This window comes from Streptomyces sp. Inha503 (assembly GCF_047215865.1).
In the GTDB taxonomy this organism is placed as follows: Bacteria; Actinomycetota; Actinomycetes; order Streptomycetales; family Streptomycetaceae; genus Streptomyces; species Streptomyces lycopersici.
In genome coordinates, this window is sequence record NZ_CP178360.1 from 8,227,471 (window position 1) to 8,240,088 (window position 12,618).

Consider the following 12,618-nt stretch of genomic DNA (forward strand, 5'->3'; position numbering starts at 1 on the left):
AAAACATTGCGCACTGCGTGACGCCGGGCGGACCCTGGCCAGGCCGGTGCCGGGAGGATCCCTGGCCAGGCCGGTGCCCGGTGGCAGTGCCCGCCCCGCGCACCGCTTCCCCGCTCGTGTGCGGTCGGGCCACCGACGCCACCGACCGCGTCACCCCGACCGACGCTTCCCCCCCGACCGACGCTTCCCCCCCGACCGACCGCTTCCCCCAGACCGATCGCATCCCCCCGACCGATCGCATCACCCCGACCACCGCTTCACCCGCCGTGAGAGGCCAGCCGTGCTCAAACACGTCCTTGACATCATCGAACTCCTCGACCGTCCGCAGACCAGCGGCGCCCTCCTCGCCGACCATCTGCGCGCGGTCCAGGCCTCGGCCGGAGCCGACCCGCAGACGGCGCCCGCGATCGAGGTACGCACCGTCGAGGGCGACAAGGGCAGCACGGACTTCGTCTCCGTCACCGTCCCCGGCCGCCGCGGCAAGCTCACCGGCGGCGACGCCCCGACCCTGGGCATCCTCGGCCGGCTCGGCGGAGTCGGCGCCCGACCGGAGCGGATCGGCCTGGTCTCGGACGCCGACGGGGCGGTCGCCGCGCTGTCCGCCGCGGCCAAGCTGCTGGACATGCACGCCCGGGGCGACGTCCTGGACGGCGATGTCACGCTCTCCACCCACGTCTCCGGCTGGGCTCCCACCCAGCCGCACGACCCCGTACCCTTCATGGACTCCCCGGTGGACACCCTGGTGTGCAACCGCGAGGAGATCTCGACCGCGATGGACGCGGTCGTCTCCATCGACACCACCAAGGGCAACCGGCTGCTCAACCACCGCGGCGTCGCCCTGTCGCCCACGGTCTGCCAGGGCTGGATCCTGCGGGTCAGCGAGGATCTGGTCTCCGTCCTGGAGAGCGTGACCGGCGAGCCGGCGCGGATCCTGCCGATCACCACCCAGGACATCACCCCGTACGGCAACGGAGTGCACCACCTCAACTCCATCCTCCAGCCCGCCGTGGCCACCACCGCCCCCGTCGTCGGCCTCGCGATCACGGCGGGCACGGCGGTGGCCGGATGCGCCACCGGCGCCAGCCACGAGACCGACATCGCCGTCGCGGCCCGGTTCGCCGTCGAGACCGCCAAGGAGTTCGGACGCGGCGTCGCCCGCTTCCTGGACGCCGAGGAGTTCGCGCGCCTGGTCGAGCTGTACGGACCCATGACCCACCTCCAGGCCCTCACCCCAGCGGGGTGACCGACCCGTCCGGGGTGACCGACCCGTCCCCGCCCCGGACCCCGCAGGAGTCCCCATGAACCCGAACCCCCAGGCCACCGTGGCCGCGGATGCCCCGCCGCGGTCGCACCCCAGAGCCTTCGAACCGGTCACCCTCGTCCTGACCATCGTGCTGTCGGTCCTCGGCGCCCTGATCGGCATCGTGCTGATCACCACGCTCGGGGTGTCGCCCAATACGGCGGTGATCGGCGCCCTGGTGGCGATGCTCATCGGCCGCATCCCGGTGGGCGTGCTGACCCGGATGCGCTCCAAGCACCGGCAGAACCTGGTGCAGTCGGCGATCTCCGGCTCCACCTTCGCCGCGGCCAACTCCCTGCTCACCCCCATCGCGGTGCCGTTCGCCCTCGGGCGTCACGACCTGGTGTGGCCCATGCTTGGCGGGGCCGTCATCGGCCTGGCGGTCGACAGCTGGGTGCTGTACCGGGTGTTCGACTCCAAGCTGCTGCCCGCCACCGGCTCCTGGCCGGCCGGTATCGCGGCGGCCGAGACGATCAAGGCCGGGGACACCGGCGGGCGCAAGGCCGCGATCCTGGGCGTGGGCGCCGTGGTCGGCTTCGTCGGCGCGCTGTTCAAGCTGCCGACCAGCGCCGCCGGTGTGGGCTTCCTGGGCAACATCTGGGCGCTCGCCATGTTCGGCATCGGGCTGACCGTGGGGCAGTACGCACCCGACTTCGGCTTTGACCTGGGCGGGAACCATGTGCCGCACGGGCTGATGATCGGCGCGGGGCTGGTCGCCCTGACCCAGGCGTTGCTGCTGATGCGGACGCGGAAGGGCGGGGGCGACGGGGCCGATCGGGCGGAGGGCGCCGACGGCGGCCCGGACGTCGATGGCGCCGACGGCGGCCGTACGGTCCAGGCCCCCCAGCTGCGGCGGGGACTGCTGGAGGGCATGGGCCTCTTCGTCTGCGGCGCGGTCGTGGTCGCGATCGCGGGCGGTGTGGTCGGCGGACTCTCCCTGCCCGCCCTGGTCGGCTGGGTGCTGCTGGCCGGTGTCGCCGCCATCGTCCACCAGCTGATCGTGGGGCTGGCGGCGATGCACTCCGGCTGGTTCCCGGCCTTCGCCGTCACCCTGATCTTCCTGATCATCGGCCTGGTGCTGCACATACCGACCGTCCCGCTCGCCCTGCTGGTCGGCTACACGGCCTCCACCGGCCCCGCCTTCGCCGACCTCGGCTACGACTTCAAGGCGGGCTGGCTGCTGCGCCGGGACGCCGCGCCCTGGCGGCCCTTCGAGATCGAGGGGCGGCGCCAGCAGTACCTCGCCCAGCTCGTCGGCTTCGGTGTGGCGCTGGTCGTCGTCGCCGTCGCCTGGAAGGCCTTCTTCTCCGACGGCAAGGTGCCGCCGGTCGCCGAGGTCTACGTCACCACCATCAAGACCGGCCTCGAGCCCGGCACCATGACCACCATGCTGCTGTGGGCGATCCCCGGCGCGCTGGTCCAGCTCGTCGGCGGACCCTCCCGGCAGATGGGCGTGCTGCTGGCCACCGGCCTTCTGGTGGCCACGCCCCAGGCCGGATGGATGGTCCTCGGCGCCCTGGTGGTCCGTCAGCTCTACACCATGTGGCGGCGGCGCGGGATCGCCGACGCGAGGGCGCGCAAGGAGTCCGACGAGCAGGCCGAGAACGATCTGTCGCTGGTCGGCGCGGGACTCGTCGCCGGAAGCTCCCTCAACGACGTCGGCCAGCTCACCAAGGCCCTGTGAGGAAGGACGTGCACGCTGTGGACACCACGGAGGCTGTGGACACCACCGAGGCTGTGGACACCACGGAGATCGTGGACACCGCGGAGACCGTGGACCGCGGAGACCCGGCGGGCGGCCCGGCCCTCGGCCTCGTCACCATCGGCCAGGCCCCGCGCGCCGACCTCCGCCCGGACGCCGAACCGCTGCTGCCCGGCGTGCGCCTGGTCGAGCACGGCGCGCTCGACGCCGACCGGTTCGACGACGACGCCGAGGCCGCGACCCGCCGGCTGCTGGCCCCCGAACACGGCGAGGCACCGCTGGTCTCCCGGCTGCGTGACGGCCGTTCGGTGCTGCTCGGGCACGGCGCGATCGTCCCGCGCATCACGGACGCGGTCGCCCGCGCGGAGCGGGACGGCGCCGCCGCGACGCTGCTGCTGTGCACCGGCCGCTTCCCGGCAGTACGGGCCAGGCGGCCGCTGCTCTTCGCCGAACCGCTGGTGCAGCAGGCCGTGGCGGCGGCCGTGGGCACCGACCCCGTGGGCATCGTCTGCCCGCACCCGGACCAGTCGGAGGACGTCTCCCGGCGCTGGGCGGAGCTGCTGCCCGGCCGGGTGGATGCCGCGGTCGCCGATCCGTACGGCCCCGCCGAGCGCGTCCTGGACGACGTGGCCGCCGCCGCGCGCGGCCTGGCCGAGCGCGGCAGCTCCTGGCTCGTCCTGGACTGCATCGGCTACACCGAGCGGATGCGCACCGCCGCCCTGCGGGCCGCCGACCGCCCCGTACTGCTGGCCCGCGCCATCGCCGTCCGGATGGCGGCGGAGGTGGTGGCGGCCTCGGCGTGACGGGCGCGCGGCGCCTGCCGCGTTCCCCCTCGCCCCCTCGGCGCGACGGGCGTGCGGCGCCTCCGCGTACGTCACTCGCACCCTCGGCGAGACCGGGGCGCGGTGCCTTCTCGCACCCGCCCACCCCTTCGTTCGATCCGATGTGCCTCACCCACCGGAGGTCCACCATGTCCGTGCCCCCGTCCGGAGCCCCGGCCCGGTCCATCGGGGTGATCCGGGTCCTCACCAGCGAGGACCCCGCCGCCGTCGCCACCCATGGCACGGCCATCGAGGAGCGCTACGGTCTGCCGACCGTCTCGCGGTGCATCCCCGACCAGCCGTACGGCATCCACGACGACGAGTCCGAGACCCGCGCCGAACCCAAGATCGTCGCCCTCGCCCGGGAGCTGACCGAGGCCGGGGCTCAGGCGCTGATCATCAGCTGCGCCGCCGATCCGGCGCTCCAGGAGACGCGCCGGGCCGTCGGCGTCCCCGTCATCGGCGCGGGGTCGGCGGCCGCCGCCGTCGCCCTGGGCCTCGGCCGCCGGGTCGGGGTGCTGGGCATCCGGGACGAGGCACCGCCCGCCGTACGCGCCCTGCTCGGTGACCGGTTCACCGCCTCCGCCCGCCCCCACGGCGTCCACCGCACCACCGACCTGCTCGCCCCGGAGGGGCCCGAGGCGGTGCTGGAGGCCGCGGCCGGGCTCGTCGCCTCGGGCGCGGACACGCTGCTCCTCGCCTGTACGGGCCTGAACACCATTGGCATCCGGCCCCTGCTGGAGCGGCGGCTGGGCGTTCCGGTCGTGGACCCGGTGCTCGCCGCCGGGCTGCTGGCCTCGTACGCGTACGGGGACTGAGCAGTCCACAACGGACTGCCGGGCCGCACCCGGCGCCCGCCTCACGAGGCGGGCCCGGCACCAAATCCCGCGCCCGCCTCACACCAGGCTGTCCCGCCACGCCTGGTGCAGTGCCGCGAACCGGCCCTCGCCCGCGATCAGCCGGTCCGGCGGGCCGTCCTCCACGATCCGGCCGTCGGCCATGACCAGCACCCGGTCGGCGGTCTCGACGGTCGACAGCCGGTGGGCGATGACGACCGCCGTACGGCCGCGCAGCACCGTGTCCATGGCGCGCTGCACCGCCCGCTCGCCCGGGATGTCCAGGGAGGAGGTGGCCTCGTCGAGGATGAGGACGGACGGATCGGCGAGCAACGCGCGTGCGAACGCCACCAGTTGGCGCTGACCGGCGGAGATCCGGCCGCCGCGCTTGCGCACATCCGTGTCGTAGCCGTCGGGCAGCGCGGCGATGAAGTCATGCGCCCCGATCGCCTTCGCCGCCTGCTCGATCTCGGCGCGGGTGGCGTCGGGGCGGCCGATGGTGATGTTGTCGGCGACCGTGCCGGAGAACAGAAACGCCTCCTGCGTCACCATGACCACACCGCGCCGCAGCTCGGGCATGGCCAGATCGCGCAGATCCACCCCGTCGAGCAGCACCCGGCCGTCGCTGGGGTCGTAGAAGCGGGCCAGCAGCTTGGCCAGGGTGGACTTGCCCGCGCCGGTGGCCCCGACCACCGCCACCGTCTGCCCGGCGGGCAGCGTGAGGTCGAAGCGGGGCAGCACCTCGCCGCCGGTGCGATAGGCGAAGCGCACCCCGTCGAAGACCACCTCCCGGCCGGGGGCCTTCGTCGGGCGCGGCGGCAGCGGCCTGGGGTCCGCGGGCTCGGGCACGGAGGGGCGCTGGGCCAGCAGGCCCGCGATCTTCTCCAGCGAGGCGGCAGCGGACTGGTACGAGTTGAGGAACATCCCGAGCCGGTCGATCGGGTCGTACAGCCTGCGCAGATACAGCGCGGCCGCGGCGAGCACCCCGAGCGCGAGCGAACCGGAGGCCACCCGGTAGGCGCCCCAGAGGACGATGGCGGCCACCGCCGCGTTGGCGACCAGCCGGGAGCTGACCACATAACGGGCCATCTCCAGGATCGCGTCCCCGTTGGCGCGCTCATGGCGGTGGTTCTGCTCGCCGAAGCGCGCGTCGTTGGCCCGCTCGCGGCGGAACGCCTGCACGGGGCGGATGCCGTTCATGGTCTCGGTGAACGTCACGATCACCGCCGCGATGGCCGTCGACCGCTTGCGGTACACCCGCATGGAGCGGCGCTGGAAGGAACGGATCAGCAGATACAGCGGCCAGAAGGAGAGCACGGCCGCCCCGCCGAGACCCCAGTCCAGATACAGCAGCGTGATGGAGATGTAGACCACCGACAGGGCGACCCCGAGCAGCTCCTCCAGGCCCTCGATGAGCAGCTCGCGCAGCGACTCGACGTCCGTCGTGGCGCGGGAGATCAGCCGGCCGGAGGTGTACCGCTCGTGGAAGTCCACGCTCAGCGCCTGGGCATGACGGAAGATCCGGCCGCGCAGATCCAGCAGCACGTCCTGGCTGATCCGGGCGGAGGCGCGGATGAACGCGTACTGGAGCGCCCCGGAGGCGAGCGCACAGCCCAGATAGCCCGCGCCGACGGCGATCAGCGGGCCGTGGCCGCCGTCGCGGAAGGCGGGCACGGCACGGTCGATGGCGTACGCCACGAGCAGCGGACCCGCCTGGACGGCGGCTTGCTGGAGCAGCAGCAGAACGGCCGCCAGCCACACCCGCCGCCGGCGCGGGGAGAGCAGCGAGCGCAGCAGGGCCAGTGACGCGCCCTTGGGCACGGGCAGGACATCGCGGTCGAACCGGTCGTCGGACGACGCCGCCCGGCCCCCGTCCTCGTCGTCCCAGTCGTCCGCGCTCTCCCGCTCCTCCTCAACCGTGGTCATGGGCTTCTCTCCCCCTCCTCGGCTTCCTGCCCGGACATCAGCGAGCGGTACTCCGCGCTCTCCCGCAGCAGCCGCTGATGGGTGCCGACTGCGGCGATCCGGCCCCCCGACAGCAGCGCGACCCGGTCGGCGAGCAGCACGGTGGACGGCCGGTGGGCGACGACCAGCGCGGTCGTGGAAGCCAGCACCCGCCGCAGCGCCGCCTCCACCAGCGCTTCGGTGTGTACGTCGAGGGCGGAGAGCGGATCGTCGAGCACCAGGAACCGGGGGCCGCCCACGACGGCCCGCGCCAGCGCGAGCCGCTGCCGCTGACCGCCGGACAGACTCAGCCCCTGCTCACCGACCTCGGTGTCGGTGCCCTCCGGCAGGGCGTGCACGAAGTCGGCCTGTGCCACCTTCAGGGCGCGCAGCAGCTCCTCCCTCCCAGCGTCGGCGGCACCCATGAGGACGTTCTCCCCGGCGGTGGCGGAGAACAGCGTGGGCTCCTCGAACGCGACGGCCACCAGGGCGCGCAGCTCCTCCCGGGTGAGTGCGGTGATGTCCCGGCCGTCGACGGTGATCCGGCCGCGCGTGACCTCATGGAGCCGGGGGACGAGGGCGGTGAGGGTGGTCTTCCCGGAACCGGTCGCCCCGACCAGCGCCATGGTCTCGCCGGGCCGGATGTGGAGATCGACCCCGCGCAGCACGGGCGGCTCGTCGGGCGGCGCGTCCGCGTAGGCGAACTCCACGCCCTCGAACCGCAGCCCGCCCGCACCCTCCCGCTCCTGGCCGCCCTTCTGCTCTTGGTTGGCCTCCTGCCCCTGGCCGGCCTCCCGCCCCTGGCCGCGCTCCCGCGAAGGCTCGGTCCGAAGTCGGTCGGCGGCCGTGGCCGGTTCCGCGTCCATGACGTCGAAGTAGCGGTCGGTGGCCGTGGCCGCGTCCTGGCTCATGGCGAGGAGGAAGCCCAGGGACTCCACCGGCCAGCGCAGCGTGAGGGCGGTGGAGAGGAAGGCGACCAGCGTGCCCGCCGACAGATCTCCGTCGGCCACCCGCACCGTGCCCAGCACCAGCGCCGCGCCGATCGCCAGCTCCGGCAGCGTCATGATCAGCGCCCAGATCGTGGCCAGCAGCCGCGCCTTGCGCAGCTCGGTGGAGCGGACCTGCTCGGACAGCGTGCGGAAGGCGCGGGCCTGGCTGCGGTGGCGGCCGAAGCCCTTGACGATCCGGACGCCCAGCACGCCCTCCTCCACGACCGTCGTCAGATCGCCGGTCTGGTCCTGCACGGTACGGGCCACCGTCGAGTACCGCGTCTCGAAGAGCGAACAGAGGATCATCAGCGGCACCGCCGGGACCATCAGGACCAGGCCCAGCGTCCACTCCTGGGACAGCAGAATGGCGAACCCGGCCAGGATGGTGACCCCGTTGACCACCAGGAAGGTGAGCGGGAAGGCCAGGAACATCCGCAGCAGCATCAGATCGGTCGTGGCCCGCGACAGCAGCTGGCCGGAGGCCCAGCGGTCGTGGAAGGAGACCGGCAGCCGCTGGAGATGGCGGTAGAGATCGGCGCGCATCGCGGCCTCGACGGACGCCAGCGGCCGCCCCACCAGCCAGCGCCGCAGCCCGAACAGCGCCGCCTCGGCCGTGCCGAGGGCGAGCAGCAGCGCACCGCCCAGCCAGACCCCGCCCGGGTCCCGGTCGGCCACCGGCCCGTCCACCATCCACTTGAGGACCAGCGGAATGAACAGCCCCATACAGGAGGCGACGACCGCCACCCCGGCCGCGCCGAACAGCCGCGCCCGCACCGGGCGCACATATGGCCACAGCCGCAGGAGCGAACGCGTGGCGGAGCGGTGCCGCGGGGCGGCGCCGCCTTCCTGGGCGCGGGGTTCACTCGTCACAGCCATCAGTGGGGAGACTACGGTCCGCCACTGACAGTGCTCACTCGGTTTTTTGGCGTAGGTCCACGGAGGTGAGGGCGCGCAGCAGCAGGACCGAGCGTTCCGGAAGCTCGATGGGCGCGCCCGCCGCGAGGAGTGTGCCCGGGGGCGCGTCCTGCTCCTCGCGGGCGGTGTCCAGCACGAGCTCGTACCCCCGGGCCCAGGGCCGTCCGGGCAGGGTGAAGGAGACCGGCCGCGGGCCCGCGTGCAGCAGCGCCAGGAAGCTGTCGTCGGTGACCGGGGCGCCGTGCGGATTGCGCTGGGGCAGTTCACGGCCCGACAGATAGGCCCCGAGGGCGTTCGTCGGCGCGTACCAGTCGGATTCGGTCATCTCGGTGCCGTGCGGGGTGAACCACGCCAGGTCGCGCAGCCCCTCCGGGGGCCGGGCCAGACCGGAGAAGAAGGCCGGGCGGCGCAGCACCGGATGGGCCCGGCGCAGCCGTATCAGCCGGGCGGTGAGCTCGGTGAGGGCGCGCCAGCCGGGGTCCTCCAGCAGCGACCAGTCCAGCCAGCCGGTCTCGTTGTCCTGGCAGTACGCGTTGTTGTTGCCGCCCTGGGTGCGGCCCAGCTCATCGCCCGCGACCAGCATCGGCACCCCGGTGGACAGCAGCAGGGTGGTCAGCAGATTGCGCAGCTGGCGGCGGCGCAGCGCGCGTATGCCGGGGTCGTCTGTCTCGCCCTCGGCACCGCAGTTCCAGGCGCGGTTGTCGGGGGAGCCGTCGCGGTTGCCCTCCCCGTTGGCCTCGTTGTGCTTGCGTTCGTACGAGACCAGGTCGCGCAGGGTGAAACCGTCGTGCGCGGTGATGAAGTTGACCGAGGCGTACGGGCGGCGGCCACGGTGCTCGTACAGATCGCTGGAGCCGGAGAGCCGGTAGCCCAGCTCGCGGGCATCGGGCAGCGCCTCGCGCCAGAAGTCCCGCACCGCGTCGCGGTAGCGGTCGTTCCACTCCGCCCACAGCGGCGGGAAGGCGCCCACCTGATAGCCCCCGGAGCCCACGTCCCACGGCTCCGCGATCAGCTTGACCCGGCGCAGCACGGGATCCTGCGCGATCACGGCCAGGAAGGGGGAGAGCATGTCCACACCGTGCGCGGCGCGGGTGAGCGCGCTGGCCAGGTCGAAGCGGAAGCCGTCCACGCCCATCTCGGTGACCCAGTAGCGCAGCGAATCGGTGATCAGCCGCAGCACTTGGGGCTGGAGGACGTTGAGGGTGTTGCCGCAGCCGGTGAAGTCGGCGTAGCGGCGCGGGTCCTGCTGCATCCGGTAGTAGCCGCGGTTGTCCACACCGCGCAGCGAGAGGGTGGGGCCCAGCTCATTGGCCTCGGCGGTGTGGTTGTAGACCACGTCGAGGATCACCTCGATCCCGGCGGTGTGCAGGGCCCGCACCATCCGCCGGAACTCCGCGACCTGCTGGCCCCGGGTGCCGCCGGCCGCGTATCCGGCGTGCGGCGCGAAGTAGCCGATGGAGTTGTAGCCCCAGTAGTTGCGTAAGCCACGCCGCAGCAGATGGTCCTCATGGGCGAACTGATGCACCGGCAGCAGCTCCACCGCCGTGACCCCGAGCCGGGTCAGATGCTCGACCGCCGCCGGATGTGCCAGCCCCGCGTAGGTGCCGCGCAGCTCGGGCGGCACCCCGGGGTGGCGCATGGTGAAGCCGCGCACATGGAGTTCGTAGATCACCGACTCGGCCCAGGGCGTCTTGGGCCGCCGGTCCTCGGTCCACTCGTCGGGCGCCCCGTCCGCCGCGTCGTCGCCGATGACCACGCCCTTGGGGACGTACGGGGCGGAGTCGCGATCGTCCCGTACGGTGTCCGCCACATGCTGCTGCGGCCAGTCCCGCACATGTCCGTAGACCTCCGCGGGCAGCGCGAAGTCCCCGTCCACGGCGCGGGCGTACGGATCCAGCAGCAGCTTCGCCGGATTCCAGCGGGCGCCGGTCCAGGGGTCCCAGCGGCCGTGCACGCGGTAGCCGTAGCGGCGGCCGGGCAGCACACCGGGGACGAAGCCGTGCCAGACCTCATGGGTGAGCTCGGTGAGCGGACAGCGGAGCTCCAGGCCGTCATCGTCGAACAGACAGAGGTCGACGGCCTCGGCGCCGCCCGCCCACAGCGCGAAGTTGGTCCCCCACGCCCCGTCAGGGCCCCGGCGGGGGCGGGCGCCGAGCGGCTCCGGGCTGCCCGGCAGGACGGCGGGGCCCGCCGCGGGGGCGGTGGTCCGATCGCGGCGCGGCGCGACGGCCGGGGTGCGGTGGCCGACGGGGTGCCCCACCGCGGTCGCCGAGGGGCGTACGGGGGTGCCGTCGGGCGTCACCTGCTGGGCGGTACGCGTCTCCTGCTCGGCTGCGCTGGACACATCGGCCTCCGCGGCTCGCGGCCAACCGCCTCCGCCCCGACGGAGGGAGGCGGGCAGCACCTCATGGCGGGCCGGTGGGCCCGCGGTGTCCCGTCCCGCACGGCCCGGCCCGCGCCCTCCCACCTGTTCTGCCCGCAATCCCCTTTCTATAAGGCTCGGTTCGCCTCCGGGGCGCCTAAGTCTCCCCCAGCTACCGCTGGGAGGTGCCCCGGCCGGAAGACCCCAGAACCCGGGGCTCTATAGCGCTCGGCCTCTACCGCCACCGGACGATCACCGTGGAGCGCCGCCCCGGGCCCCGGGGTCCAGGGGCGGAGCCCCTGGTAGCGGGAAGGGGCGGGGAGGGGAAGCACCGATATCCGGCCTGGGACTGAAACGTGACCATCGAGGGGAGTCCACTGTCAGCGGCGTGTGATTACCTATCGCCAGGCACGCCTGCGCGTGATCGGGGTTGCCGCGGGGGCGCGGTCCTGGGGAGGGGAGAACTGTTGTGACGGTGCGGCGGATACCGGGGGCGGCGCGGGGCGGCCGCAAGGGGCTTCTCGCGTTGCTGCTCGGGGCGTTGCTGATGGCGGTGGCCGCGTGCGGCGGCGGTGGCTCCGACGACGGTGAGAAGGGCAAGGACGGCAAGGGCGACCCGCCCAAGACCTCCCGGGCCGTGGTGACCATCGCGCCGAAGGACGGCGCCAAGGGCGTGGACACCAGCGGCGCCCTGAAGGTCAGCTCGGCGAAGGGCACCCTGTCCTCGGTCAAGGTCAAGGACGCGAAGGGCACCGCGGTCGAGGGGAAGATCGCCCAGGGCGGGAAGAGCTGGCGGCCCGACGCCCATCTCCGCTCGGACACCACCTACACCGTGGACGCGGTCGCCAAGGACGCCCACGGTCTGACCACGACCGAGCACACCACCTTCACCACCCTCCGTCCCAAGAACACCTTCGTGGGCATCTACACCCCGGAGGACGGCACGACGGTCGGCGTCGGCATGCCGGTCTCGCTCCACTTCACCCGCGGCATCACCCACCCGGCGGACGTGGAGAAGGGGATAAAGGTCAGCGCCTCGCCGTCGGTGCCGATCGAGGGCCACTGGTTCGGCAACGACCGGCTGGACTTCCGGCCGGAGGAGTACTGGAAGCCCGGCACCAAGGTGACGCTCCGCATGGACCTCGACGGGATCGAGGGCCGGCCGGGGGTGTACGGCGAGCAGCGGAAGTCCGTGACGTTCACCATCGGCCGCAGCCAGATCTCCGTCGTCGACGCCAAGTCCAAGAAGATGACGGTCAAGCGGGACGGCAAGACCATCAAGACCATTCCCATCACCTCGGGCGCGCCCGGCCACGAGACCTACAACGGCAAGATGGTGATCAGCGAGAAGCATCCGGTGACCCGGATGAACGGCGCCACGGTCGGCTTCGACGGGGAGTACGACATCAAGGACGTGCCGCACGCCATGCGGCTGTCGACCTCCGGCACCTTCATCCACGGCAACTACTGGGCGGGGCGGCCCACGTTCGGCTCGGCCAACGTCAGCCACGGCTGTGTGGGCCTGTTCGACCAGCGCGGCGGAGGGGACTCCTCCACCCCGGCGTCCTGGTTCTTCCGGAAGTCGATCATCGGCGATGTGGTCATCGTGAAGAACTCCCATGACGAGACCGTCCAGCCGGACAACGGGCTCAACGGCTGGAACATGTCCTGGGAGAAGTGGAAGGCGTGACCCCGGCCGGTGTCCGGGCGCCCTGTCGGGGGCGTCCCGGCGCCGCCCCCGGCACCCCG

8 protein-coding genes are annotated in these 12,618 nt (G+C 73.0%); 5 read left to right on the forward strand and 3 right to left on the reverse strand.

Features of this window, described 5'->3' with window-relative positions; translation table 11 throughout:
- Window positions 1–280: 280 nt before the first annotated feature.
- From ACJX2R_RS35010 to ACJX2R_RS35025, 4 genes are all read left to right on the forward strand, one after another.
- Window positions 281–1,243: a DUF1177 domain-containing protein gene (locus ACJX2R_RS35010; protein ID WP_413103370.1), complete on the forward strand. Its 963-nt coding sequence runs from the start codon at window positions 281–283 to the stop codon at window positions 1,241–1,243.
- A gap of 55 nt (window positions 1,244–1,298) precedes the next feature.
- Complete coding sequence (locus ACJX2R_RS35015) at window positions 1,299–2,984, forward strand: OPT family oligopeptide transporter (protein WP_413103371.1); 1,686 nt, start codon at window positions 1,299–1,301, stop codon at window positions 2,982–2,984.
- A gap of 17 nt (window positions 2,985–3,001) precedes the next feature.
- Complete coding sequence (locus ACJX2R_RS35020) at window positions 3,002–3,805, forward strand: AroM family protein (RefSeq protein WP_413103372.1); 804 nt, start codon at window positions 3,002–3,004, stop codon at window positions 3,803–3,805.
- Between the two features lie 167 nt (window positions 3,806–3,972).
- Window positions 3,973–4,641, forward strand: coding sequence for an aspartate/glutamate racemase family protein (locus tag ACJX2R_RS35025; protein WP_413103373.1), 669 nt, complete (start codon window positions 3,973–3,975; stop codon window positions 4,639–4,641).
- Between the two features lie 78 nt (window positions 4,642–4,719).
- On the opposite strand, the gene ACJX2R_RS35030 is transcribed toward ACJX2R_RS35025, so the two are convergent.
- From ACJX2R_RS35030 to glgX, 3 genes are read right to left on the reverse strand one after another with little or no spacing between them, the layout of a single operon-like run.
- Complete coding sequence (locus tag ACJX2R_RS35030) at window positions 4,720–6,585, reverse strand: ABC transporter ATP-binding protein (RefSeq protein WP_413103374.1); 1,866 nt, start codon at window positions 6,583–6,585, stop codon at window positions 4,720–4,722.
- On the reverse strand, window positions 6,582–8,468 hold the full coding sequence (locus tag ACJX2R_RS35035; protein ID WP_413103375.1) for an ABC transporter ATP-binding protein: 1,887 nt from the start codon (window positions 8,466–8,468) through the stop codon (window positions 6,582–6,584). The genes ACJX2R_RS35030 and ACJX2R_RS35035 overlap by 4 nt, the downstream gene beginning before the upstream one ends.
- A 34-nt stretch (window positions 8,469–8,502) precedes the next feature.
- Window positions 8,503–10,851, reverse strand: coding sequence for a glycogen debranching protein GlgX (gene glgX, locus ACJX2R_RS35040; RefSeq protein WP_413103376.1), 2,349 nt, complete (start codon window positions 10,849–10,851; stop codon window positions 8,503–8,505).
- A 487-nt stretch (window positions 10,852–11,338) separates the two neighbouring features.
- Between glgX and ACJX2R_RS35045 the strand changes: the two genes are divergently transcribed.
- On the forward strand, window positions 11,339–12,559 hold the full coding sequence (locus ACJX2R_RS35045) for a L,D-transpeptidase (RefSeq protein WP_413103377.1): 1,221 nt from the start codon (window positions 11,339–11,341) through the stop codon (window positions 12,557–12,559).
- The last annotated feature ends 59 nt before the right edge of the window (window positions 12,560–12,618 follow it).